Annotated in this window: 19 protein-coding genes and 1 tRNA gene; 11 read left to right on the top strand and 9 right to left on the bottom strand. The window is 65.8% G+C overall.

Annotated elements, in window-relative coordinates:
* Positions 1-73: 73 nt before the first annotated feature.
* The 3 genes from BP26_RS0125045 to BP26_RS0125035 form a co-directional block, all read right to left on the bottom strand.
* Positions 74-150 (bottom strand) — tRNA-Val (locus BP26_RS0125045).
* 180 nt (positions 151-330) lie between these two features.
* Complete coding sequence (locus BP26_RS0125040) at positions 331-1,620, bottom strand: c-type cytochrome (protein WP_029923284.1); 1,290 nt, start codon at positions 1,618-1,620, stop codon at positions 331-333.
* A gap of 10 nt (positions 1,621-1,630) precedes the next feature.
* Entirely contained in the window at positions 1,631-2,293 is a 663-nt protein-coding gene (locus BP26_RS0125035) for a c-type cytochrome (protein ID WP_051749467.1), read from the bottom strand.
* Between the two features lie 469 nt (positions 2,294-2,762).
* Between BP26_RS0125035 and BP26_RS0125030 the strand changes: the two genes are divergently transcribed.
* Positions 2,763-3,179 carry an SRPBCC family protein gene (locus BP26_RS0125030; protein ID WP_029923282.1) on the top strand — a complete coding sequence of 139 codons (417 nt, stop codon included), beginning with the start codon at positions 2,763-2,765 and terminating at the stop codon, positions 3,177-3,179.
* Positions 3,180-3,196: 17 nt separating this feature from the next.
* On the opposite strand, the gene BP26_RS0125025 is transcribed toward BP26_RS0125030, so the two are convergent.
* Together BP26_RS0125025 and glsA are read right to left on the bottom strand one after the other, a co-directional pair.
* Entirely contained in the window at positions 3,197-5,590 is a 2,394-nt protein-coding gene (locus BP26_RS0125025; RefSeq protein ID WP_029923281.1) for a heavy metal translocating P-type ATPase, read from the bottom strand.
* A gap of 90 nt (positions 5,591-5,680) precedes the next feature.
* Entirely contained in the window at positions 5,681-7,603 is a 1,923-nt protein-coding gene (gene glsA / locus BP26_RS0125020) for a glutaminase A (RefSeq protein WP_029923280.1), read from the bottom strand.
* A gap of 179 nt (positions 7,604-7,782) precedes the next feature.
* On the opposite strand from glsA, the gene BP26_RS0125015 reads away from it, so the two are divergent.
* The 10 genes from BP26_RS0125015 (at position 7,783) to BP26_RS0124970 (ending at position 19,499) form a co-directional block, all read left to right on the top strand.
* Positions 7,783-11,481: a DUF748 domain-containing protein gene (locus tag BP26_RS0125015; RefSeq protein WP_029923279.1), complete on the top strand. Its 3,699-nt coding sequence runs from the start codon at positions 7,783-7,785 to the stop codon at positions 11,479-11,481.
* 124 nt (positions 11,482-11,605) lie between these two features.
* Positions 11,606-12,784, top strand: coding sequence for an EAL domain-containing protein (locus BP26_RS0125010; RefSeq protein WP_051749465.1), 1,179 nt, complete (start codon positions 11,606-11,608; stop codon positions 12,782-12,784).
* 110 nt (positions 12,785-12,894) lie between these two features.
* Complete coding sequence (infC, locus tag BP26_RS0125005; RefSeq protein ID WP_084183438.1) at positions 12,895-13,419, top strand: translation initiation factor IF-3; 525 nt, start codon at positions 12,895-12,897, stop codon at positions 13,417-13,419.
* Positions 13,420-13,474: 55 nt separating this feature from the next.
* A complete protein-coding gene (gene rpmI, locus BP26_RS0125000; RefSeq protein ID WP_029923276.1) occupies positions 13,475-13,672 on the top strand; it encodes a 50S ribosomal protein L35 in 198 nt (65 codons plus the stop codon).
* A 77-nt stretch (positions 13,673-13,749) separates the two neighbouring features.
* A complete protein-coding gene (gene rplT, locus BP26_RS0124995) occupies positions 13,750-14,109 on the top strand; it encodes a 50S ribosomal protein L20 (protein WP_029923275.1) in 360 nt (119 codons plus the stop codon).
* 198 nt (positions 14,110-14,307) lie between these two features.
* Complete coding sequence (gene pheS, locus BP26_RS0124990; RefSeq protein WP_029923274.1) at positions 14,308-15,294, top strand: phenylalanine--tRNA ligase subunit alpha; 987 nt, start codon at positions 14,308-14,310, stop codon at positions 15,292-15,294.
* Between the two features lie 27 nt (positions 15,295-15,321).
* On the top strand, positions 15,322-17,694 hold the full coding sequence (pheT, locus tag BP26_RS0124985; protein ID WP_029923273.1) for a phenylalanine--tRNA ligase subunit beta: 2,373 nt from the start codon (positions 15,322-15,324) through the stop codon (positions 17,692-17,694).
* Between the two features lie 14 nt (positions 17,695-17,708).
* On the top strand, positions 17,709-18,005 hold the full coding sequence (locus BP26_RS0124980) for an integration host factor subunit alpha (RefSeq protein WP_029923272.1): 297 nt from the start codon (positions 17,709-17,711) through the stop codon (positions 18,003-18,005).
* Positions 17,989-18,411 (top strand): MerR family transcriptional regulator, encoded by a 423-nt coding sequence (locus BP26_RS0124975; RefSeq protein ID WP_029923271.1) that lies wholly within the window; start codon positions 17,989-17,991, stop codon positions 18,409-18,411. Before BP26_RS0124980 ends, BP26_RS0124975 begins: the two co-directional genes overlap by 17 nt.
* A gap of 272 nt (positions 18,412-18,683) precedes the next feature.
* On the top strand, positions 18,684-19,499 hold the full coding sequence (locus BP26_RS0124970; RefSeq protein WP_029923270.1) for a hypothetical protein: 816 nt from the start codon (positions 18,684-18,686) through the stop codon (positions 19,497-19,499).
* A 27-nt stretch (positions 19,500-19,526) separates the two neighbouring features.
* Here BP26_RS0124970 and BP26_RS0124965 read toward each other — a convergent pair whose 3' ends face one another.
* From BP26_RS0124965 to BP26_RS0124950, 4 genes are all read right to left on the bottom strand, one after another.
* Positions 19,527-20,537 carry an efflux RND transporter periplasmic adaptor subunit gene (locus BP26_RS0124965; protein WP_169740782.1) on the bottom strand — a complete coding sequence of 337 codons (1,011 nt, stop codon included), beginning with the start codon at positions 20,535-20,537 and terminating at the stop codon, positions 19,527-19,529.
* 143 nt (positions 20,538-20,680) lie between these two features.
* Positions 20,681-23,761 (bottom strand): efflux RND transporter permease subunit, encoded by a 3,081-nt coding sequence (locus tag BP26_RS0124960; protein ID WP_036517992.1) that lies wholly within the window; start codon positions 23,759-23,761, stop codon positions 20,681-20,683.
* A 447-nt stretch (positions 23,762-24,208) separates the two neighbouring features.
* Positions 24,209-25,342 (bottom strand): serine hydrolase domain-containing protein, encoded by a 1,134-nt coding sequence (locus BP26_RS0124955; RefSeq protein WP_084183436.1) that lies wholly within the window; start codon positions 25,340-25,342, stop codon positions 24,209-24,211.
* Between the two features lie 171 nt (positions 25,343-25,513).
* Positions 25,514-25,840, bottom strand: coding sequence for a hypothetical protein (locus BP26_RS0124950; protein ID WP_029923266.1), 327 nt, complete (start codon positions 25,838-25,840; stop codon positions 25,514-25,516).
* Between the last annotated feature and the right edge of the window lie 243 nt (positions 25,841-26,083).

Raw genomic sequence — 26,083 nt, 5'->3', positions numbered from 1 at the left:
CCATGGATGGGCCGCACAACCACGACCCGCAGGGTCGTTGGTGAGAGTCCACGAAGGACTCCCGGAAGATCTTTGGTAGGCGCGATTGGACTCGAACCAACGACCCCCACCATGTCAAGGTGGTGCTCTAACCAGCTGAGCTACGCGCCTATACGCCGCAAAGAAAGCGTAAAGAGGCGCGGATTATAAGGGCTGCACCGCGGCCATGCCAATGATTTCTTGAAATTTCCCTTTTTCGGGCTCCGGCGATACCCCCTCGGGACAGTGGGCGCGCTACAGCCTTTGCGGTGAATACGGCGGCTGTGCGTCCGTCCTCGGCTTTTTCAGGCCTTAATTGACCGCGGCCCCGCGATTGCGGCCGACCTCGGCGGGCGAAATCGGCGCCCCTTCATTACCCCAGGAATTGCGGACGTAGGTCAGCACCGCGGCGGCCTGTTCGCCATTGAGCGTTTCGCCGAATGGCGGCATGCCGTAGGGCCGCGGGTTGCCGCCGGTGCCCGGCGGGAAGCCTCCATTCAACACTGTGCGGATCAGGTTGATGGTGAAAGGACCGCCCACAGCGATGTTTCCGGCCAAGGGCGGATAGGCAGGCGGGGCCCCCGTTCCGGCGGACTTGTGGCAATCGGCGCAATGCTTCTCATACAGGGTACCGCCGAGCGCCATGACCCGATCCTTGTCGCGCAGGGATACGCCCGCCGCGCCCCGGCTGACGGAACCATCCACCTTCGCCGGCAAGGTCTTCAAGTACGTGGAAATGGCCTGGACATCGGCCTGCGACAGATGCTGCAGGCTGTTGTAGACCACTTCCGCCATCGGCCCCGAAGCCACGCCGCGGTTGGAGACCCCGATCTTCAGCAGGGCCGACAATTCCTCCCGCTCCCACCCTCCCACGCCGGCGTGCAAATCGGAGTTCAGCGGCGGCGCGTACCAGTCCAGCACCGGGATCATCGCACCCGCCAACTCCGTATCCCGCTCCGTTCCGCCGAAGCTGTTGCGCGGACTATGGCAGGCGGCGCAGTGACCTGGCCCCTGCACCAGGTAGGCACCGCGATTCCATTCGTCGGACTGCTGCGCATCGGCGCGGTACACGCCCGGCTTGAAATACAGCGCGCGCCAGATCGCCAGCAGCGGACGCTGGTCATAGGGGAAGCGCAGTTCCGGCTCACGGCTGGCCTGGCGCACCGGGGGCACGCTCTTCAAGTAGGCGAACAGCGCATCGGCGTCGGCGCGGTTGATCCGGGTGTAGTCGGTATAGGGGAAGGCCGGGTAGAGAAAATGTCCGTCCTTCGACTTGCCCAGGTGCAGCGCCTGCCAGAAATCGTCGGCGCTCCAGCTACCGATGCCGGTGTCCGCATCCGGCGTGATATTGGGTCCAAAGACCTTGCCGAAAGGTGTGGGAACCCCCTCGCCGCCCGCGAACGGAGCACCGCCGCGCGCCGTATGGCACACCAGGCAATCTCCAAGCTGGGCCAGGTACTGCCCACGCGCCACCACTTCCTGCGGCGACTGGGTGGTGGGCAGGGCCACCTCGGTGTAATCCTCGTCCTGGTGGCGCTGCAGGAAGGCCATGCCGAGCGCCAGGAGCAGCAGGACACCGATCGCGATCAATTTTGTCTTCATTAGCCGGCCCTCAATGCGCGACGTCGGCCGAAGGCATGCTGCCGCAGCGCGCGGGCATCGGTTTGGCGACATGGTCGGCTGGTCGCGCCCGGCTGTCGGCGACCTGGGAGCCGATCCACGCGGCGATGGCGCCGACCTGCTGCTCGCTCAGGTGCTCTGCGATCTGGGCCATGCAGTCCGGAGCCGCGGCGCGCCGCGCGCCGCTCTTCCAGGAACCGAGCTGGGCGATGATGTAGTCGCGCGGCAAGCCGAGCAGGCCGGGGATGGCAGGATTCACACCCGCCAGCGCTTCGCCATGGCAGGCCGAGCAGGCCGGAATCTTGTGCGCGGGATCACCCGATTTCACCAGGCTTTCCCCCTGCTCCAGGGTGGCTTTGGACACATCGAACTTCTGCGGCGCCGCATACGGCGGATGCTGGCTGGAAAAATACTGCGCCATCTCCCGCAGGTAATCGTCGGACTGGTAATCGAGCATGTAGCTCATCAGCTGGAAATGACGGCGCCCCTCGCGGAAGTTGAGGAGCTGGTTGTAGAGATAAGCCACGGGCTTGCCGGCGATGCGCGGATAAAATCCGTCCGAGGCGGCGCGGCCCTCGTTGCCGTGGCAACCGGTGCAGGCCAGCAGGCGCTGTTGCAGCGTATCCGGCACCGATGCGGGCGTCGCTGCCGGCACAGCTGCAACCGGAGACGTAACCGCCGGGGCCGGAAGCGGGGTTGCAGGCGGGGCCGCCCCGACATTCATCGCCATCACCACAATGCAGACGAAACCGATACCGCGCCGTGGTACCGCCCGGAATCGCGGGTGCGATACTGGCGTGAAAGGAGCGACTCGGTCTTTGTTCTGGTTCATTCCGGGCCCTGATCGGGTGACGCCGTGTGCATCGCGTCGCTGGCAACAGTATACGGCCGGCCGCCGCGCCGACAGGGACAGACGGCGCCTATCCGGGGCGAAGCAGTCGGGCCCCGCCGGCGCGGCTCGCAGCATGGCCGGGGAAGGCTGGCCCTGCAGCAATTGTGTGATGGCGGGATTCACCCGAACCTTGGCCGCCGCAACCTTTGGACGACTGCGGCGCCTGGGGCAAGCCGTGGAACGAACCGTTGCCCACTCCTTTAATTACTGCAAACCAGCTACGGAACCATTCATGTCGCAACAGACCATCGAGATCGTGCAGGACTTCCACAAACCCGTAGCCGAGCTGTTCGCCTTCCTGTCCGATCACAACCAGCTGGGCAAGGTGTTCGGCATCCCGGTGCGCCGGGTGCGCGACGGCGAAGGCGACGTCAACGGCGTCGGTTCGGTGCGGCGGCTCGGCATTGGTCCGCTGGCGGTCGAAGAGACCGTTACCGCCGTCAGCCCCAACCGCTCGATCGACTACCGCATCAGCAAAGGCGGCGGTCCGGTGCGCAACCATCGTGGCCAGTTGAAATTCTCCGGCTCGAGCCGCGGTTCGCGGGTGGCCTGGACCATCCGGTTCGATTCCCCACTGCCCCTGGTGGGGCCGATCATCAAGGCCGTGCTGACCCAGGGCATCCGGCTCGGCCTCAAGCGCATCGCCTGAGAACCTGCAACCAGGCTTCAACCGTCCAGCTGTGCGCTGCGCAAGCGCAGCGCATTGCCGATGACGCAGACCGAGGACAGGCTCATTGCCAGGCTGGCCAGCATCGGCGACAGCAGCAGACCCAGCCAGGGATACAGCACCCCGGCGGCGATGGGTACACCGAGGACGTTGTAGGCAAAAGCGAAGAACAGGTTCTGACGGATGTTGCGAACACTGGCGCGCGACAGGCGGATGCCGCGCGCGATGCCGGCCAGTTCGCCCTTGACCAGGGTCACGGCGGCGCTCTGCATCGCCACATCGGTGCCGCCGCCCATGGCGATGCCGACGTCGGCTGAAGCCAGCGCCGGGGCGTCGTTGATGCCGTCGCCGGCCATCGCCACCACCCGCCCCTGCGCCTGCAGTTCGCGCACCAGTGCCGCCTTGTCTTGCGGCAACAGGCCGGCACGGACATCGTCCAGCCCAAGCGTGCGCGCCACCGCCTGCGCCGCGCCGCGGCTGTCCCCGCTGGCCATGACCACACGCAGGCCCAGCGCATGCAGCTCGGCAAGCGCCGTGGCGGCGCCCGGCTTGATACTGTCAGCCAGCCCGAGCACGCCAGCGGCGCGCCCGGCTACCGCCACCAGGACCACGGTCTGTGCTGCGGCCTGCAGTGAGTCGATGCGCGCGGCGAGTAGCCCCAGTTCCACCCCCTCTCTTTGCATCAGCGCGGCATTGCCGACGCAGACTTTCCGCGGTCCGACTTGCGCCCAGGCGCCCAGTCCCGGGTCGGCGCCGAAGTCCGCCACCGCCAGCGACCCCAGCGCGCGCGCCTTCGCCGCGTCGACAATGGCGCGCGCCAGAGGATGCTCGCTGGCGGCCTCCACCGCCGCCGCAAACTGCAAAACTTCGTCGTCGCTGAAACCTTCGGACGCTGCAATCGTTTGCAGCGCCGGCTTGCCCAGGGTCAGCGTGCCGGTCTTGTCGATTACCAGGGTATCGACCTGCTGCAGGCGTTCCAGTGCCGCCGCGTCGCGGATCAGTACACCGGCATGAGCGCCGCGCCCGACTCCGACCATCACCGAAATGGGCGTGGCCAGGCCCAGAGCGCAAGGACAGGCGATGATCAGCACCGACACCGCGGCCAGCAAGGCATGCGCGCCGGCCGGTGCGGGGCCATAGAACCACCACGCCGCCGCGGCCAGCACCGCGCAGGCAACCACCGCCGGCACGAACCACGCCGCCACCTTGTCCGCCAGGCGTTGCGCCGGCGCGCGCGAGCGGCCTGCCTGCGCCACCAGTTGCACGATCTGTGCGAGCAGGGTCTCGTCGCCAACGCGTTCGGCGCGCAGGACCAGGGCTCCCTGACCATTGACCGTGCCCGCGGTCAGCCTGGCATCGCGGGTCTTGCGCTGCGGTGCGGGCTCGCCGGTCAGCATGGCTTCGTCGACGTGGCTGTCGCCTTCCAGCACCACGCCGTCCACCGGCACGTTTTCACCCGGCCGCACGCGCAGCACGTCGCCGGCTGCCACCTGCTCCAGGGGCACATCGCTTTCGACCCCGTCGCGCAGGCGATGTGCAACTTTGGGCGTGAGCCGCAGCAGGGCACGGATCGCCGCCGAGGTACGCGAACGCGCCGCCGCCTCCAGTACCTGCCCCAGGATGACCAGGGTGGTGATCACCGCCGCCGCCTCGAAATAAAGCGGCGGCATGCCGTGCGCGCCGGCGAAGGCGGCGGGCAATGCGGCGGGGAAAACCAGGGCCAGCGCACTGTAGATCCAGGCCGCGCCGGTGCCGAGTGCAATCAGCGTCCACATATTGGGGCTGCGATGACGCAGCGAGTCCACGCCGCGCACGAAGATGAACCCTCCAAGCCACCACACCACCGGGGTCGCCAGCAATGCTTCGCCCCAGGCCACCGTCCCCATGCCGAGCAAGGCAGCGAGACCACCGCCCGGCAGCATCTCGCTCATCGCCGCCAGAAACACCGGCACCGACAGCAGCAGGGACAAAATCAACTTGCGCCGCATCACGGCCAGTTCCGGGTCCGGCCCCTCATCCAGGGAGGGCGCTTCGGGTTCCAGCGCCATGCCGCACTTGGGACAGGTTCCCGGCCCGTTCTGCCGCACCTCGGGATGCATCGGGCAGGTGTAGGTACGCGTATCGGCCATGCCCTGCGCGGCGACCGGGCCCGGTGCTGCCGCCAGGTATTTGGCCGGCTCGGCAGCAAAGCGATCGCGGCAACGATTGCTGCAAAAATACCAGGCCGTACCCGCATGCTCGAATGTCGGCGCCTTGGCCGGCTCCACATTCATGCCGCACACGGGGTCCTTCACCGTCGGCGCCGGCACTGCCTCGCCGGGTCCATGGTCCTGTCCGCCATGGCAACAAGACGGTTGAGCCGAAGCGGGACGGTATTTGGCGGGCGTGCTCATGGTGTTCCTCACGATGCTGAAGAATGCAGTCTGCACCCTGGACCACACTCCAGAGTCAAATCGCCCCACCCCACCCCGACTACGCTCCGCTCAGCTCAGAGCCTGGAACTCACGGTTGACCCGGCGCAGGCGGCGCGCCAGCAGCTGCGCCAGCCCCTGTGTCAGCTTCAGCTGGATCGTCATGGCCAACGGCTCCGGCAAAGCCCGCAGCATGGCCAGGCTGAAGCCGAGGCAGCGCACCGCGGTCTCGGCGACGACATCGACCGAGTGTGCATCGTGGTCGAGTACCGCGATTTCACCGAAGGCGCTGCCCGGCCACAGCACGCTGAGACGCATGCGCTGTCCTGCTTCGTCGCTGCCGGCCTCACCCGGCAGGCTGACGCTGACCACGCCGGAACACAGGAAGTACAGCTTGCCGCGGTCATGCGCGTCGCCGACGCCTGCGCTGCCGAAGATCACACTGCCACGAGCAAACGCAACCGGCTCCAGCAAGCTTTCTAGTGCCGCCATTTCGTCGGCACTGAACTGCTGCAACAATTCCTGAGCGGACAGCGGGACCTCGGCTAGCGGATCGCGCCTGCAGCCGTTGGCCGCGAGAATCATGCCCTCCGCCCACTCCAGCGCGCTTTCGGTATCGGCGAAGCCAAACATCAGCTCCAGGTAAGCGGCGGGCAGCTGCGCTTCGAGTCGCTGCGACAGACGGCTGTGGAAATCATCGACATGATCGGCGCCGCTGAACACGATCTGTCGCCCTTCCGCATGCCAGCCCTCGCAAGCCTCCGCCAGCAGCACCGTTGCCGCGTCGTCGATCGCCGTCACCCTTTGCAGATCGAGCACGGTGACGCTCATTTCCCCGCAAGGGAGGCGCCCGATTTCGCGGATCAGCAGCTCGATGCTGCCGAAGCTGAGCCGCCCCTTCAGCTCGAAGATGCGTGTGCTGTCGCCATGTGCTTCCAGCACCCGGGTCTCGCGTTCGTTGCGTTCGGTGCGGGAGCCGAGCACGGCACCGCTGTAGGCAGCGCGGATCGCACCGGGCAGTCCGCGCTCGCCATGGAACAGGTGCAACTGGAATTCCTCCGAGAAAGCCTTGATCACACCGAGGCCGCGCACGCTGTTGCCGCGCTCGTCCAGGCGCGGCGAATAGACCGCCAGGCCGAACTGGCCCGGCAGCACCGCCATGATGCCGCCGCCCACCCCGCTCTTGGCCGGCATGCCGACGTCGTAGAGCCAGGCACCGGAAGCGTCGTACATGCCGCAGGAGGCCATCACGCTCAGCACCCGTCGCACGTTCTGGGGATCCAGCACCTGCACCGAATCCAGCGGATTGAGGCCGTTGTGAGCCAGTGTCGCGGCGATCGTCGCCAGGTCGCGGCAGGTTACCGAGACCGAGCACAGGCGGAAGTAGAGATCGAGCGGATCTTCGGGGTCGCCTTCGAGGATGTTGAAGTTGCGCAGCAAGTGGGCGATGGCGCGGTTGCGATGCCCGGTGGCTTTCTCCGAGCGGTACACCGCCTCGTTCAACCCCAGCTGGCGCCCGCAAAAGCCGCCCATATGCGCCATGACCCGCTCGAAGCGCTCCAGCGGATCGGTGCCGGGGATCAGGCCGCAGGTGGCGATCGCTCCGGCATTGACCATCGGGTTGCGCGGCCGGCCGGTGCCGGGCTCCAGGCTGATGGAGTTGAAGGCATCGCCGGTCGGCTCGACTCCGATCTTCGCCAGCACTGCCGCCACGCCGCAAGCCTGCAGGGCATAACCATAGGTCAGGGGTTTGGAGATGGACTGGATGGTGAACAGCCGCTCACAGTCGCCAGCCTGGTAGACCATGCCGTCGATGGTCACCAGGGTAATGCCAAAGGGCTCGGGGTCCACCTGCGCCAGTTCGGGGATATAGCTCGCCAGCTTGCCGCCGCGGTCTTCAGACAGCTTCTTGTGGAGCCTTTCGAGCACTTGTTGCAGCGGCGACACCGCAATCGCCTGATGGCCGCCGGACCGTCGTATCTTGCCGCTGTTCATCGCAGCCCTGCTTCCGTCTCCATCGGGCATTCATGATACCCCGCCGGCTGCCACTCGCCGGGTACGCGCCATTTTCATCATGGGACGATACAATCCGGGCGGCAGGGGGGAATCGGCCTGCCCGCCACATGACCGCCCAGCAGGGCGCAACAACAACGAGCCAAGGAAGCAGACCCGGAATGTCACTTCTCAACCAGCTCTTCCCTGCCCGCGCCCAGGCCAGGCTGCGCGACTTCGCGCAGGCCCGCCGCACCCGCAAATGGGTCATGGGCATCGTCATCTTCATCGTGCTGTTCGGCCTGTTCGGCTTCTTCGCGGTGCCGCCCCTGGTGCACCACAAGGCAGAGCAGCAGTTGAGCCAGTTGCTGGCACGGCCGGTGACCATCGGCAAGATTTCGCTCAATCCCTACACCCTCACCGTCGAGGTCGACCGGCTCCACATCGGCGAGCGCGACGGCAAGGGCAGTTTCGTCGACATCGGCGAATTCCTGGTGCGCGGCTCGTGGACCTCGCTGTTCCGCCTCAAGCCGGTGATCCGCGAAGTGTTCCTGGCCAAGCCGCAGGTCCACATCATCCGCACCGATGCGCAAACCTTCAATTTCACCGACCTGGTGGAGCAATTCTCCAAGCCCTCGCCGACGCCGAAGAAGGACAGCAAGCCGACGCTGTTCTCGGTCGCCAACATCCACCTCGACGACGGCCTGGTCGACTTCGACGATCGCCTGCTCGGCCAACGCCACAGCGTCGACAGGATCGAACTGAGCATTCCATTCATCGCCAACCTGCCGTCGAAGGTGGACGTGTTCGCCCAACCGATGCTGCAGGCGCAGATCGACGGCAGCCCGCTGCTGATCGAGGGCAAGACCAAGCCCTTCAACGGCTCCTTCAACTCGGAGGTCATGCTCAAGCTCGACCGGCTCGACCTGCCGCAGCTGATGTCCTATTCGCCAACCAAGCTGCCGGTGCAGCTGCCCAGCGGCAAGCTCTCCACCGACCTGAACATCCGGTTCGCCATGACCGGCGAGCATGCCTCGGTCCAGCTCAGCGGCACCGCGGACCTGAAAGGCCTGGCCTTGACCGATACGGCGGCACAGCCCCTGTTCAGCGTCGATGCCCTGCACGTCGCCGCGGCCTCGGTAGAGCCGCTGCTCGGCGTGGTTCATTTGTCCGACGTGCGGATCGACCATCCGACGCTGAATGTGTCCCGTGACAAGCAAGGCGTGCTGAATCTGACCAAGCTGGCGGCTCAACAGTCGTCGGCCGGCCCGACACCGGCCAAGGCGACACCGGCCGCACCCGGCAAGGCTGCTGCGCCGACCCAGGCCGCGCCATTCGACTTCGCCCTGCAGCATCTGGCCCTCAACGACGGCACCGTTCACGTGCAGGATCAGCAGGCGGGTGCGAACCTGGGCCTGAGCAAACTGGCGGCGACCCTGGCCGATATCTCCACCGTGGCGCACAAGCCGGGCCAATACACGGTGCAGACCAGCCTCGACCAGGGCGGCACCATTGCGAGCAACGGCTCCCTGGCCCTGGCTGACGGCAAGCTCGATGCCAGCGCTGCGATCGAACAGCTGGCCCTCGCTACCTTCCAGCCTTATCTGGCTTCGGCACTGAACGGGCGCCTGAGCCAGGGCACGGCGAGCGCCAAGCTCGCCGTCAAGGCGGACTGGTCCGGTCCGGCCTTCGGCCTGCAGGTGGGAAGCAGCGAAGCAAGCCTGGATGGTTTGCGGCTCGATCCGGATCGCGCCGCGCCCAAGGGCAGCCCTGTCGTCGCGCTGGACCATATCAGCGCCAGCATCAGGCAGATCGATCTCGGCGCACGCAACGCCGAACTCTCCTCCATCGCCATCAACGGCCTGATGGTCAACGCCGAGCGGGCCGCCGACGGCAGCATCAATCTGCTCAAGCTGGCGAAAACCAGCGCCACGTCCGCCAAGCCGGCAGCGACAGGAAAGCAAAAGAACGCCACACCCGAGCAAGCCTGGAAATACAGTATCGACAGCATCGACCTGGACAAGTCCGGCGTCACTTTCGTCGACCGCACCCAGAAACAACCGATCCTGGTGGGCCTGTCGCCGCTGCAGATCAAGGTGCAGCATTTCGGCAGCGATTTCAGCAAGCCACTGCAATTCGACGCCAGCGCGGCGTTCAAGCGCAAGGGCATCCTGAAACTCGGCGGCACGGCGACACTGGCGCCGCTCAAGGTGGATCTGCAACTGGACGGACAGCAGATGGATGTGGCGGCACTGGAGCCGTATTTCACGGCGCAGCTCAACGCCTACATCGCCAGCGCCCTGCTCAACGTCAAGGGCGAGCTCAAGCTGGCCAGCGACAAGGACCAGCTCAAGGCCTTCTACAAGGGTGACGTCGGCCTGGCCAGCGTGCGCATGCTCGACAAGGCCACCTCCGACCTCTTCGCCGGCTGGCGCACCCTGGACCTGACGCAAATCAAGGCCGCCTACAACGAGCGCGGCACCAAGCTGCAGGTCGGCAAGATCACCCTCGACGATTTCTATTCGAGGGTCCTGCTCAACAGCAACGGCCAGCTCAACCTCAGCAACTTCGTGGTCAAGGAAAACGCGCCGACCACCTCGCTGACCCGCGCCAACGATGCCGCACCCGGCACGCCGGCACCCCCTGTGGCGGCCGCATCCGCTCCCGCCGCGCCGGCGACGACAGCGGCACCGGCGCTGGAACTCGGCTTCGGCCAGATCCTGCTGCACCGGGGCAAGGTCGACTACAGCGACAATTTCATCAAGCCCAACTTCAGCGCGCATCTGGTCGACATCGAGGGTGATATCGGCGCTTTCGGAACGCAGTCGACCGAGCCAGCCCGCGTCGCCGTGCTGGCCAAGCTCAACGACAACGGCCCGGTCTCGATCAACGGCACCATCAATCCCCTGGTGAAGCCGCCGTTCCTCGACATGACCGCCACCACGCGCGACGTCGACCTGACCAACTTCACCACCTACTCGCTGAAGTACGCCGGCTACCCGATCGTCAAGGGCAAGCTCAATGTCGACCTGCACTACCTGCTGGACCATAACAAGCTGGATGCGAACAACCACATCTTCATCGACCAGTTCACCTTCGGCGACCACGTCGACAGCCCCACGGCGACCGGCTTGCCGGTGCGCCTGGCAATTTCGCTGCTGAAGAACTCGCGCGGCGAGATCGACGTCAACGTCCCGGTGTCCGGCTCGCTGGATGATCCGCAATTCAGCGTCGGCGGCCTGATCTGGCACGCCTTCGTCAACCTGATCGAGAAAGCGGTGACCTCGCCGTTCAGCCTGCTGGCCGGCGCCTTCGGCGGTTCCGAGGAACTGGGTTACGTCGCCTTCGAACCCGGCTCGGCCACACTCAGCGCCGCCGAGGCGAAAAAGCTGGACACCCTGAGCAAGGCCCTCACCGACAAGCCGGGGGTGAAGCTCGACCTCACCGGCCGGGTCGATCCGGCTCTGGATACACCGGGGCTGAAGCAAGCCGCGGTGGACCGCCAGGTCAAGCGCCAGAAGATCAAGGACATGACCGGCAAGGGCGAAAGCGTCGACATCGACAGCATCACGCTGGAGCCGGCGGACTACGACAAGTACCTGGCCAAGGCCTACAGCGCCGCCGACATCAAGAAGCCGCGCAATTTCGTCGGCATCGCCAAGACCATCCCGGCCGCCGACATGAAGAAGCTGCTGCTGGACAGCACCACGGTCAGCGAAGCCGATCTCACCAACCTGGCCCAGCAACGCGCCAGCGTGGTACAGCAGTGGTTCGCCGGCAAGATCGCCGCCGGGCGCATCTTCACCGTGGCGCCGAAGATGGACGCCAGCGGCATCCAGGACAAGGGGCCGTCGACCCGCGTCGAGTTCACCCTGAAGTAGGGGGGCATGGGAAATATCTCCCCATACGTTGAAGCGCGGCCGGGCTTGCTGAACAATCCGGGAACGGCACGCGAAGCACGTCGGCGTCGATGATCCACGACGGCTCGACGGCCACGAGGGGAGCATGAACGAGCGGTTTCAGCGTCGTCTGTCGGCGGGGGAAGTCCTTTTCCAAAAACAGGACCGGGGCGACTGTGCCTATATCGTCGAATCCGGAACCATCGAAATCTGCCATGACCCGCGCCAACCCGGCGGAGTGGTGGCGCGACTCGGCCCCCAGGATATCTTCGGCGAGATGGCCCTGTTCGGTGAAGGCCGCCGCTCGGCCGGCGCGCGCGCCACCGAGCCGACCGTCCTGACCGTGGTCAGCCATGAATACCTGGGCGAGCACTTGCAGGGCGCGAGTCCGACGCTACGCCATTTGCTGCGTACCCTCACCGCCCGTTGCCGCGAACTGCTCACCGGCAAGACCGGCGAGATACCGGCGGCGGCGGGATGGCAGGACGAACAGGATCGCAAACAGGCCCATGCGCGCGTGCATGCCCAGCAGGAGTTGACGCTGGCCCTGGAATGCGATGAGCTGGAGCTGCACTACCAGCCGATCGTGCACTTGTCGGATTTGCGCCTGGCCGGATTCGAGGCCCTGCTGCGCTGGCGGCATCCGCAACGCGGCATGGTGTCGCCGGCGGAATTCATCCCCCTGGCCGAGGAATCCGGCCTGATCAGCCCGATCGGTCGCTGGATCGTGGATCGCGCCTGCGCCGCCCTGGCCCAGTTCGGATCGGAGCGACCGGAACTGGACCTGTTCATGAGCATCAACCTGTCCAGCCGGCAGTTCGATGACCCCGAACTGCTGCCCGCCATCGACCAGGCCCTGTCGCGGCACGCCGTGGACCCGGCCTGCGTCAAGCTGGAAATCACCGAATCCCTGCTGTTGCAGCGGCTGGATGAAGGGCTGCGGCTGTTGCAGGAATGCCGCGCGCGCGGATTGAAGATCTCGCTGGACGATTTCGGCACCGGCTACAGCTCGCTGTCCTACCTGCACCGCCTGCCGGTCGACACGCTCAAGCTGGACCGCTCCTTCGTCCTGCAGCTGGGCATGAACGCGGCCGGCACCGAAATCGTCGCCGCGGTGGTCGGCCTGGCGCATCGGCTGGGCATGGACGTGATTACGGAAGGCCTTGAAACACAAGAACAAATCGACGCCTTGCGAACACTGGGAGCGGATCTGGGACAGGGTTTCCACTTCGGCCGCGCCGAGCCTTTGGCGGGAGCGGCCGAAATCGTGCGCAAGTCCCTGTAATGGCAGGGCAGTTGTGACTTGTGCCTCGCCCGAATGCGCCGCTATAATGGTTGTCTTTTCTGTCGGGGCCTTGCGATAGGCGCCGGCTTTTCTATTGCCCGTCGGAGGGTTTGCGTATCAGCGCAGAACGTCAGGATCGCCGTAACGAGGAGATCAACGTACCACGAGTACGCGTGATCGGGTCAGATGGCTCGCAGGTTGGCGTCATGTTGACGCGGGATGCGATTACCAAGGCCGAAGGCGAAGGTCTCGATCTGGTTGAAGTTTCGCCGAATGCCGACCCGCCGGTCTGCAAGATCATGGACTATGGTAAGTACATCTACCAGAAGGACAAATCGCAGCAGGCGGCGCGCAAGAAGCAGAAGCAGATCCAGGTCAAGGAAGTGAAATTCCGCCCGACCACGGAAGAAGCCGATTACCAGACCAAGTTGCGCGCCCTGCTGCGCTTCCTGGAAGAAGGCGACAAGGTCAAGGTCACGTTGCGCTACAAGGGCCGTGAAATGGCTCACCAGGAGCTGGGTTTCCAGCTCATCGACCGCATCAAGGCCGACCTGGAAGAAGTGGCGCTGATCGAGCAGTCGCCGAAGATGGAAGGCCGCCAGGCGATCATGGTGATGTCGCCGCGCAAGCATTAAGACGTAACGCTGCACAACCAAAGCTGCAAAACGAGTTTTACCTGGAGTTACAACGATGCCGAAGATGAAGACCAACCGTGGCGCCGCCAAGCGCTTCGCCCGCACCGGCAAGGGCGGGTTCAAGCGCAGCAGCTCGCACAAGCGCCACATCCTGACCAAGAAGTCCGCAAAGCGCATCCGCGATCTGCGTGGGCCTCAGATGGTGCATGGATCGGACAATAAAGAAGTCCGGCAGTTGCTGCCGTACGCCTGAGTAATTCAAGGCGCACAGCAGCTTTCCCACCAAAAGATTCGCAACAGCGAACTTATCAACCAAGAGGTATTTGAGAAATGGCACGAGTCAAGAGAGGCGTTACAGCACGCGCCCGCCACAAGAAGTTGCTGAAGAAAGCCAAGGGCTATTACGGCGGCCGCTCACGCGTCTTCCGCGCCGCCAAGCAGCAGGTCATCAAGTCGGGCCAGTACGCCTTCCGCGATCGCCGCGTCAAGAAGCGCGAATTCCGCGCGCTCTGGATCCAGCGCATCAATGCCGGCGCCAACGAGAACGGTCTGTCCTACAGCCGATTTATGCACGGCCTGGCTCGCGCCGGCGTCGAGCTTGATCGCAAGGTGCTGTCCGACATCGCGATCCATGACAAGCCCGCGTTCGCGCAGCTGGTGGCCCAGGCCAAGGCCCAGCTCGCCGCCTGATCCGCGTCCGGACCAGCAGTACCCTTGAGCAAGGGGGAGCGGCGCTAGCGCCACTCCCCTTTTTTATTGGTTTCGCGAATTCATGGACTCCCGTCCAACAATTGGTCATCCATGACCGGAGATAATGGACATCCCGTCCAAGAACCGGTCATCCGTGACCGGACTGTTCAAACAAGCAAAGAAGCCTCCAGTTCACTTATGTCAAACGATCTTGAAGAACTGAGCAGCAAGGCCGCCGCCGAAATCGAGGGCGCCACCGATCCGCGCGTGCTGGAGCAGATGCGCGTCGATCTGCTCGGCAAGAAGGGCCGCGTCACCGAGCTGCTGAAGCAGCTCGGCGGCATGGCGCCGGAGCAGCGCAAGGCCTTCGGCGAGCAGGTCAACCGCGTCAAGGAAACCCTGTCGGCGGCCCTGGAGCGGAAGGCGCAGCAGCTGGGCGACGCGGAGCTGGCGCGCAAGCTGGCTTCGGAAACCATCGACGTCACCCTGCCCGGCCGCGGCGAAGACGTCGGCGCCCTGCACCCGGTGACGCGCACCATCCGCCGCATCGAGCGCATCTTCAACTCGATGGGTTTCGAGAGCGTGCAGGGCCCGGAGATCGAGGACGACTGGCACAACTTCCAGGCCCTCAACATTCCCGAGTCGCACCCGGCGCGCGCGATGCAGGACACCTTCTATGCACTGGACGGTTCGCGCCTGCTGCGTACCCATACCAGCCCGGTGCAGATCCGCACCATGAAGCAGCGCAAACCGCCGATCCGCATCATCTGCCCCGGCCGCGTCTACCGCGTCGACTTCGATCGCACCCATAGCCCCATGTTCCACCAGGTGGAAGGGCTGTACGTAGCGGAGAACGTCGGCCTGGCCGACCTCAAGCACGACCTGATGCGCTTCCTCTCGCTGTTCTTCGAGCGCGATGCGGAAGTGCTGTTCCGTCCGTCCTATTTCCCCTTCGTCGAGCCGGGCGCCGATGTGCACATGCGCTGGGGCGATCGCTGGCTGGAACTGCTGGGCTGCGGCGTGGTGCATCCGAACGTGCTGAGCGCCGTCGGCATCGATCCGGAGCGCTATACCGGCTATGCCTTCGGCATGGGCGTGGAGCGCCTGGCCATGCTGCGCTACGGCGTCGACGACCTGCGCCTGTTCTTCAACAACGATCTGCGCTTCCTCGAACAGTTCCGTTAAGCCCCCGAACCGCAAGCAACGTAAGCCATGAAAATTTCCGAAAACTGGTTGCGCGAGTGGGTCAATCCGCCGGTGAGCGCGACCGCCCTGGCCGAGAAACTCAATCTTGCCGGCCTCGAGTGCGAAGCCGAGCCGCTGACGCCCGACATGCCGAGCGGCGTGGTGGTGGGCCGCATCCTCAAGGCCGAGCCGCATCCGCAGGCGGATCGCCTGCGCGTCTGCGACGTCGATGCCGGCACCGGCGAAATCCTCAAGATCGTCTGCGGCGCGGCCAACGCGCGCGCCGGCATCCTGGTGCCCGCCGCCCTTCCCGGCTCGCGTCTGCCCGGCGGCAAGGAGATCGGAGCCGCGGTACTGCGCGGCGTCGAATCCGCGGGCATGCTCTGCTCCGCCTCCGAGCTGGGCCTCGCCGAGAAGTCCGAAGGCCTGCTCGAGTTCGACAGCGATGCCCGGCCCGGCACGCCGATCGAAAAGCACCTGGCGCTGAGCGACAACCTGCTCAACCTGGAGCTGACGCCGAACCGCGGCGACTGCCTCAGCATCGCCGGCCTGGCGCGCGAAGTAGCCGCCCTGTACAGCTTGCCGGCCAAGGCACCGACCATCCGCCCGGCGGTGGTCAGCGCCCTGCCGAGCAAGGACGTCATCGTCGAGGACGCCGTGGGTTGCCCGCATTACGTCGGCCGCGTCGTCACCAAGCTCAATCCCAAGGCGCGCACTCCGGACTGGATGCGCGAACGGCTGCGCCGCTCGGGCATCCGCGCCATCCACCCGGTGGTGGACATCACCAACTATGTACTGCTGGAACTGGGGCAGCCGATGCACGGCTTCGACTGCGCGCGGCTCGCGGGCCCGGTACGGGTGCGCCGCGCCCGTACCGGCGAGAAGCTGGCGCTGCTCAACGAGCAGACCATCGAACTGGTGCCGGCCGATTTGCTGATCACCGACGACAATGGCCCGCTGGTGCTGGCCGGCGTGATGGGCGGCGCCGCTTCCGGCGTCAGCGAAACCACTACCCAGATCTTCCTCGAAGCCGCCTGCTTCGATCCGGTCAGCGTCGCCACCAGCGGCCGGCGCCACAAGCTGCTGTCGGACTCGCGCTACCGCTTCGAGCGTGGCGTCGATCCGGCGCTGCAGCGGCGTGCGCTGGAGCGCGCCACCCAGCTGGTGGAACAGATCTGCGGCGGCGAAGCCGGTCCCATCGTCGAGGTCGGGCGCGCGCCGCAGTACGCCACCACCATCCGCTTGCGCCACAGCCGGGTGGAGCGCCTGCTCGGCTGCCCGGTGCCGGTGCGCGAAGTGCCGGTACTGCTCGGTCGGCTCGGCATCGAGACCCAGGCCGAGGACGCGGGCGCATGGCGCGCGCGCGTGCCGACCCACCGCTATGACCTGCGCATCGAGGCGGACCTGGTGGAGGAAGTCGGCCGCCTCTACGGTTACGAGCGCATCCCGGCGCGCGCCTACGCCGCCTCGCTGGTACCGTTCTCCACGCCGGAGACGCAACGGCCCTTGGACGTCCTGAAGGACAGCCTGGTGGCGCGAGGCTACCAGGAAGTGGTGACCTACAGCTTCGTCGATCCGAAGCTGCAGGCGCAGCTCAACCCCGGCGCACCGTCCGTGGCGCTGGACAACCCGATCGCCGAGACCATGGCGGTGATGCGCACCACGCTGTGGAGCGGCCTGCTGCCGGTCTGGCTCTACAACCGCCAGCGCCAGCAGAAGCGCGCGCGCCTGTTCGAATGCGGCGCCGCCTACTTCCCGGACGGCAGCGGCACCCGCGAGACGCAGAAGCTGGCCGGACTGGTGGCGGGCAGCGCGCTGCCCGAGCAATGGGGCAGCAAGCCCGAACGCGCAGCCGATTTTTTCGACGTCAAGGCCGACCTGGTGGCCCTGCTGGGCAGTTCGGCCGCGGATTTCAGCTTCGAGCGCAGCGAGCATGCGGCGCTCCATCCCGGACGCTGCGCGCGCATCCTGCGTGACGGGCAGCCGGTGGGCTGGCTCGGCGCCCTGCATCCGCGCCTGGCCCAGACGCTGGATGTCGGCGATGCGCTGCTGCTGTTCGAAGTGGACGCCGAGGCGATGTGCGCGGCACAGTTGCCGAAGCCCGGCCCGGTATCCGAGTTCCCCTCATCGCGGCGCGACCTCGCGCTGGTACTGAAAGAGGACGTTACCGCGCAGCAACTGGTCGCGGTGACCCGTGCCGCGGGCGGTCCGCTGCTCAAATCCGTACACATATTTGACATGTATCACGGTCCGGGTTTAGAGGAAGGGTTTAAAAGCATGGCCTTAGGCTTGATTTTTCAAGACTATTCACGCACCCTTAACGTTGAGGAAATAGACGCTGCGGTTGGGGAAGTAACCGCAAGCGTGTCCGCCCAACTGGGGGCCTCTGTCCGAGGATAGTTGAGGTCGAGAGCGTGGCGCTGACCAAAGCAGAACTGGCTGAAGCCCTGTTCGATGAACTGGGTCTTAATAAACGCGAAGCCAAAGAGTTCGTGGATCTCTTCTTTGAGGAGATTCGTGGGCGGCTGGAAAGCGGCGAGCCGGTCAAGCTCTCCGGTTTCGGCAACTTCGAGCTGCGGGACAAGAACCGCCGTCCGGGCCGCAATCCCAAGACCGGAGAGGAAATTCCGATCTCGGCGCGGCGCGTCGTCACCTTCCGTCCGGGCCAGAAGCTGCGCCTGCGAGTGAGTGTTGATGAAAATAGCGGCTGAACTGCTGGCACCCCTGCCGGAGATTCCGCGCAAACGCTACTTCGCCATCGGCGAGGTCAGCGACCTGTGCGCGGTGAAGCCGCATGTGCTGCGCTACTGGGAGCAGGAGTTTCCGCAGCTCAAGCCGATCAAGCGCCGCGGCAACCGCCGCTACTACCAGCTCGACGACGTGCTGATGGTGCGCCATATCCGCAGCCTGCTCTACGAGCAGGGCTTCACCATCGGTGGCGCCCGCCAGCGCCTCAAGGACCAGCCCAAGGCCGAGCGCCTGAAGGCGATCCAGCCGATGCCGGTCAGCAACGATATCGTGGTTGCCGCGCCGCCGGTTTCCTCCTCGCGCAAGCAGAAGGAACTGCACGACATCCGCTCCGAGCTGGAAAACCTGCTGCAACGCTGGCCTGTATAGATAGCATAGACATCCCTGTCCAAGCACCGATCATCCCTGATCGGACTATTCAAATAAGCGGGTAAAGTTTCTTCGGCCGGCGGAACCCCACCCCGTATAGCCGGTCTTTACCTCGGCCGCCGCGGAGGTTCGGGATGCGTACAGCGTCCCCGGTGATCTTCTCCGAATTCCTCCGCCGCGGCCACCAGGTTCCCTTCCAGCCATGAGTCGCCGCGGCGCTTGCCCTGCACGGTTTGCGCCCGCATCATGTTTGGAGGCGTGTGCCGAATTGCATGGCGGCGGCAGGCCGCCTGGAGCTGCTGGTGAGTCCCGGCGTGAAAAAGGGTATCGACTACGTTGCTTATGCCGTGTCCGGCGTGGCGCTGGTCGCGGGTGCCACCTTCGGCGTGCAACGCCTGATGCGACCGAAACCTGCCGCACCACAGGTCGCCGCCGCGGCGCCCGCAATCCCTCCGCCCGTCGATGCAACCGAAGCACCGCCCACGGACGCGGACCAGGCGACATCACCGGACGCTCAGCAGGCCATGAATTCGCCGCAGCCGTCGGCGGAGGAACTGAACCTGGCCGCGCGGCGCGCGGAAGAACAGGCGGCGGCGGAGCAGGCGGCGTTCGCGCGGGATCAGGCAACCTACTACGCCCTGCAGAAGAACTGCTACGAGGCGGCGAACAACAACCAGAACGGCGAGTACCCGGAATTGCAGGCCACGGCCTGCAACCGCTACGCGCAGTTCGCCCATGCGCGGAACTGGGATACCGGCACCCTGCCCGCCTATGGCCAGGCGGCGCCGCAACAGCCGGCGCAGGCGCCTGCGGATACCACCGCGGAAGTCCAGCCGGAAGTTGCCGCGCCAGCGCCCCAGGTGATCATCCTCGAGCAGAACTACGGGCGTTATCGCCCGGGCAGTGGCTACGGCAACGGTTACGGGTATCACCGCAACGAACAGTCCGGGCACAACAACGCGCAAGGGCAGCATCAGATCGGCCCGAACTACCCCTTGCCGCATCCGCAGCAGCCGCCTCCGGTTTCCCAGGCGCAGCACAATCCGGCGCACAACCAGATGGCGCCGGTGGCGGGACCGCAGCGGTAAGACGCGCGCGGACCGGTTATTGGGGAATCAGATCGGAGGCGCGGCGACGATCTGGACCTTGTCCTGGTCGTGCAGGGATTCGCCGCCGCGGATCACCACGCTGTCGCCAGGGGTGAGCAGGCCATCCACGGCGATCCAGTCGCCGTCGGCGATGCCGGGCTTGACCGCGACGCGTTCGGCTTTTTCGTTGCGGATGCGGAATACGGTCATGCCTTCGGCACGGATGATCAGGGCGTCGCGCGGTACCGCCAGCAGTTGCTGCGGTGTGCCCAACGGCAGTTCGGCGTGAACCAGCGCGCCTACTGCCGGCAGCGGCACGATATGTTGCGCGTCCAGCACCACTTCGAAGCTTTGCGAGAGGGCGTCACCCACCGGCACGATGGCCTTGACCGGCGCGCTGGTGGTGGCGCCGTCGACATGCACCGTCACCACGCTGCCGGGACGGATAGCGCGCACATGGCGTAGCGGCAGGAACAGGTGGATCTCCATGCCGCCGTTACCGCCGAGGCGCGCCACCACGTCGCCCACCGCGGCGTACTCGCCGGCGCGCTTGACCCGCTCCACCACCACGCCGCTGAACGGGGCGCGGAATTCCATGCGAGACAGGCGCTCCTCCAGTTCGTGCTGGGTGGCCTTGGCGATTTCGAGATCGCTGCGCGCGAGGTCGCGCGTGTTTTCCTGCAAGTCGAGTTGTTCGCGGGTGATGGCGTCGCCGGCGGCGGAGAGGCGTTCGAACTCGTGCTGCGCCTGTTTCAGCGCGATCTCGGCGCGAGTGACACGCGCTTTCAGCTCGGCCCGCTGCAGGGAGAGTTGCGCGGTATCCAGGCGCGCCACCACCTGCCCTTCCTTGACCACGGTGCCGACGTCCGCGATCCAGGCGAGATTGCCTTCCACCGAGGCGGAGAGGCTGGCGGTGCTGTGGCTCTGCACCTGGCCCGACACCGAGATGCTCGGCGAAAGTTGACGCAACTCCGCCGGCACCACGCGCACCGAGGCCGAAGGCGTTTGCGCCACGGCCAGGGCGCTCTGACTTGCCAATAAGGAGATGACGAGACCTGCCGTCAATCCCAGCAATGCACCGGCACCCTTCCCATCAAGGTATTTCCCGAAACAATAGCGCGGTCCCTCACCCCTGCCCCCCTCCCGGAGGGAGAGGGTGAAAGACATGTTCCTGGGGGACTTCATGCCGGAACCTCGTTGAGTGCGATGGAAGGTTGTGCTTCGCCCAGGCGCAGCAGGCTGGGCATGAGGAACCAGGTGAAGGCGGTGCCGAGCACCATGCCGCCGACGGTGACGGTGGCGAGGCCGCGGTAGATCTCGGCACCCAGGCCCGGCGCCAGCATCAGGGGCAGCATGCCGAGCACGGCGGTAAGGGTGGAGAGGACGATGGGCCGGGCGCGGGTTTCCAGCGCTTGCGCCACCGCTTCGCGGCGCGGCACGCCGGCGCGCTCGCGGGCGCGGGTCTGGTCCACCAGCAGGATGGAAGCGTTGACCACCAGGCCGAGCAGGATGATGAAGCCGATCATGGTCAGCAGGTCCAGCGCCTGGAAGTGGAACAGGCCGAGGAAGCGCAATCCGGCGACGCCGCCGGCCATGGCCACCGGCAGCACCAGCAGGACGATGAAGCTGTCGCGCACCGAGCGGAACAGCGCCGACATCAGCGCGAACAGGATAGCGATGGCCAGGGCGAAGTTGCTGGTCATGGTCTTGAGGGCTTTCTTCAGATCGCTGGCGGTGCCGTTGTAGCTGAGCGTGGCGCCGGCGGGCAGCACGGCGCGCACCTGCGGCTCGACCTTCTCGCGCAGTACTTTCTGCGCGTCGGCGATGGTCATGTTCTCCGGCGGCTCGAAGAAGATGTCGACGGTGCGGCGGCCGTTGAGGCGCAGCAGCGTGGTGGGGCCGACGGTCTGCTTCAGCTCGGCAAGATCGCCGACGGTCTGCACGCCGGCAGCCGGTGTGACCAGGGGCAACTCGGAGAGTTCTTCCGGCGAGCGCCAGCGTGGGCCGCGCAGAATCATGTCCATGCGCTCGTTGCCGTCGAAGTATTCGCCGATGTAGAGGCCGCCGGTGAGGGCGCGCAAGGCGGAGGAGACGCTGTAGCGGTCGAGGCCGGCGCGGGAGATGCGCCACTCTTCCGGCTTGAGCTGCAATTCCGGCTCGGCCAGGGACAGTGGCGGCGTGGGCTGCGGATAGGTGCCCGGCAGGGCCGCGGTGATTTCCTGCTGCGCCACCTTGGCGGCGGCGAGCAGGCCGGGCATATCGGAGCCTTGAAGGTCGAGCGAGATGCCGCGGCCGTTGCCGCCGTCGACGGAGAGCAGCGAGCCGCGGCTGACGTAGGCTTCCGTGTCCGGCAGACCGGCGAGGATTTCGTCGCGCAGGGTCTTCTGCATCGCGGCGCCCTCGCCCGGGTTCTTCGGGTAGACGGTGAGCTGGTTGTTGCCGGAGTCGTCCATGTACAGGTTGTAGTACTTCACTTCCGGCTGCTTGCCGTCCTGCATGTGCGGCTTGAGGCGGGCGACGATGGTCTTGCCCAGCTCGTCGCGGATGGTGCGGATGTTGCTGCCGGCAGCGACCTGGAACGGCGCCTGGAGGTTGTCGGTGGGCGCCACCGGCAGGTAGTCGACCTTCGGCACCAACAGATAGCAGAACAGCGCACTGCCGCAGACCAGGGTGCCGATCCAGGCGCCGCGCTGGATCGGTGTGTCGGTCATGCGCATGGCGAGGCCGGCCATGTTGCTCCACCAGTGCTTGTGCTGGTCATCGGGGATGGCGCGCGCCAGGGCCCAGCGGTTGGCGGCGGGGATCACCGTGGCCGCCACCAGCAGCGAGCCGGCATGCGCCACCGCCATGGTGATGGCGAGATCGGCGAAGAGCTGCCCTTCCACGCCTTTCATGAACAGCACCGGCAGGAAGATGGCGATGCTGGTGAGCATCGAGGCGAACAGCGCCGGGATCACTTCGCTGGCGCCTTCGCTGGTGGCCTTGAGGCCGCCGCGCCCGGCCTGCACGTAGCGGATGATGTTGCCCTGCACGATCAGCGCGGCGTCGGTGACGATGCCGGTGGAGAAGGCCAGGCCGGCGAGCGAGATGACGTTGAGGGTGCGGCCCAGCATGTGCAGGGTGATGACGGCGAAGGCCAGCGACAGCGGGATGGTGGCGGCGATCACGGTCAGCGCCCGCGGCCCGCGCAGGAAGTACCAGAGGCCGCCGATGGCGAGCAGCACGCCGACGATGAGGCTGTCGCGGACGAAGCCGATGGCGCGGCGCACGTAGACGCTGGCGTCCCAGGACAGTTCCAGGTAGAGCTTGTCGGCCTTGAGCGGACCGTCGTTGAGTTCGGCCAGGGCCTGCTTGACGCCGTCGATGATGGCGACGGTGTTGGACTGGTTGGTGCGCGAGAGCGTGATGTAGTACGCCGGCTCGCCGTTGCGCAGGGTGAAGTTGTGCTGGTCGGCCAGATCGACCGTGGTCTCGGCCAGATCGCGCAGGTAGATCGGGCGGTCGTTGCTCCAGCCGAGGATGAGACCGCCGAGGTCCGGCACGGCTTCGCGGCCGGTGAAGCGCACGGTGAGCTGGCGGCGGCCGACGTCGCTGAAGCCGGCGGAGGAATCCTGCGCGCGCGACAGCGCGGTGGTGATCTTGTCCACCGACACGCCGAGGGCGGCGGCGCGGAAGGGATCGAAGTCGACCTGCACCTGGCGCGGGCGCTCGCTCTGCATGTTGACGTTGGAGACGCCGGGCACCTGCGCCAGGCGCGGCTTGATCACCTCGGTGATCAGCTTCTGGTAGCGCGCGAGGTCGGTGACCTCGTTGCCCGGCAGGGGGCGCAGCAGCAGCGAGGCGGCCACGTCCTGGTTGAAGTTGCCGTTGCCGCCGATGACCTGCGGCCGGTCCGAGTCCACCGGCGGCGTGGGATAGACGCGGTTGAGCCGGTTGAGCACATCGATCATGGCCTGGGTCATGTCGGTGCCCAGCTCGAAGGTGATGTTGATGATGCCGAAGCCGCGCTGGATGAAGCTGCGCATCTCGGTGACGCCGGACATGCCGTTGAGCACGTTCTCCTGCGGCTCCACCAGGGCCTGCTCCACTTCCGCCGGGGCGGCTTCGCGCCAGCCGCTGACCACGCTGATGCGCGGCTGGGTGGTATTCGGCAGGAGCTGGATCGGCAACTGGATCAGGGCCAGGGAGCCGAACAGCAACAGGATCAAGGCGCCGGCCACGATGGCGGCCGGATTGGTTTGCGACAACTCGGTCAGACGCATAGCCCCTTTCCCCCCGCGGCGACGACCCGCACCGCGGCTTTGCGGTGCTCGATGTTGCAGTTGGATACCGCAGGCGGGCGGCTGGTTTAAGGGCTTGGCCGCTCACCATGGAATGCCATGCGTGCCATGCGTGCCAAGGTTTGTTGTTGGCACGCATGCGGCGAGCGAGGTGCGCAAAACGCCGCTCTACGAGAGCGGATACACCGCATTTACCAGTTATTACAGTGAGTTACACATGCTTTTCGCAATCCGGAGCAGGTCCGGGCAGTGCGAAGTGCCGACGTTCCGGAAAACCTGGGGATGAAGCGGTTATTCCGCCGGGTCGGCGGTGGGCTTTTTGGGCGCTTCCGGGTTTTTAGCGCCTTTAGTGAATTCGGATACAAACGCACGGAGGCGCATCGCCGGGGGCTCTCTCCTGCCCGGTATGCGGGGCAAACCCGCAAATGACTATGGCCTGGTGATCGACAGCAACCTGAGCAAGATGTCTTGCGATCGCCTCTGGCCGTAGCCGTGGTTGTAGGCGCTGGAGGTGATGGCGACCACCATATCGAGGGACGGCACGATATAGATCTTGTTGCCGCCGTTGCCGGAGGCGAAGTGCACGAGGATGGAGCCGTCGCCGACCGGCTCCGCCTTGGTGTACCACATGTTGCTGTAGAAATCGGCGTAAGGATCGGCGGCTGAAATCGGCACCTGGCCGGTCATGCTCTGCTCGACCCAGGCCTGGCTCACGATCCGGCGGCCGTGGTATTTGCCCTTTTGCAGGTACAGCTCACCGAACGCCGCCGCATCGCGGGCGCTGATCTGGAGGTTGCCCTGCCCGGTGGTGCGATCGACCGGGACATGCCGCCATTCGAACCTGTCGATGCCGAGCGGATGGAACAGGTTCCTCCTGGCGAAGGCATCCAGGGGCATTTTGGTCGCGTTTTCGACGATGGCGCCGGTCAGAAACGCGTTGATGGAGCAGTAGAGATATTGCTCTCCGGGAGGCCTTTTCACCGGCACCGCGTAGGCCGCCTTGATCCAGTCAGGCGACTGATCCAGATTCGACTCGTTGCCGGGCGTGGCCGGATCGTCGTCGTCGGCATCGAGCCCGGAACGCATGGTCAGCAAATCCCGGAGCCTGATCTTCTCCTTGCCGTCCCTGGGCATGCCGGGCAGGTAGTCCGCGATGGAATCGTCGATGCTGCGGATGTAACCGCGGTCGATCGCCAGGCCCATCAGGGTGGCGGTCATGCTCTTGGTGGCCGAGCGTATATCGTGCAGCGTGTCCGGCCCGTCGCCGTTGAAATAACGCTCGCTGACCAGATGGCCGTGGCGGAGAACGACGATGCCTTTCAGATCCCCGTGGGGATCCTTCGACAGGTCCTCATACAAGGAATCCAGCGCTATGGGATCGATGCCCGACGATTCCGCCGAGGCGGCGGGCCACCTGGGGGCTGCCGCAAAAGCCGGCGCGGACAGGCACAGGGAGAGGAGGCCCAGAGCAATCGTGCGGAAGGCGAAACGGGAGGCGTATCGACCATACCCCTTGCTTCGCAAGGAATTCAGCGTTGCCTGTCCGTCTGCGGAATTGCGCATCGAGAAATGTTTCACCGACGGTCCTTCAACGGATTCCTGGGGGCGACCAGTATCCGCGAGGCATGGCGTGTGTGTCTTGTCCGGAATTCCGGCGGATGCCCGTAAGGCTCCCCGGGTAGCGCTGCGCGCTTCCCGGGCTACCGGGACTGTTCAGCCTGAGGTCGGAAATGCCTACTCCGTCGGGCCGGCTTCTGGATCCTTGGGGGCTTTCGATACCAGGCGCAGGCGCACCGGTGGCGTGCTGCCGGGCTGGGCCGGCGGCCGGGGTACATAGCGTTCACGCAGCTTGCGGATGATGCTTTCCGCGTGGGGGCGCATGTCCGCGTCGATCTCCGGCAGCACGGTGGCTTCGAATTCGGCGATGGCTTCCTGGGCGGCCTCGATCGCCAGTTGCCGGTCCGGCACCAGGACGAGCATCTTCTCGGCGATCATGCTGCTGATCTGCGCTTCCGCGACCGATTCGGCGTAGATGCCGCGCAGTTCGTCCTTCTGTGTCAAGCGGTTCTCCTGTGGCGCCGGGGCGGACATCCGTCCTCATCGAGCTGGCGATGAGGACGGAGGCGAAGGGTTATCAGCCCTTTTTCGGCGCAGCGGCGCGCGCGGCCTTCTTCTTGTCCTTGCGGGCCTGCTTCGCGGCCAGAGCCGCTTCCTTCCTGGTTACTGCCATGGGATTCATCCGTTAAAGCCGGCCGTAAGTAGCCGGGGAGCGTAACGTTACACCAAATCGGGCTACCCGGATTG

The organism is Nevskia soli DSM 19509, from assembly GCF_000711955.1.
In the GTDB taxonomy this organism is placed as follows: Bacteria; Pseudomonadota; Gammaproteobacteria; order Nevskiales; family Nevskiaceae; genus Nevskia; species Nevskia soli.
Note: the sequence above shows the minus strand (reverse complement) of the source record. Positions and strands in the feature narration are given on the sequence as shown.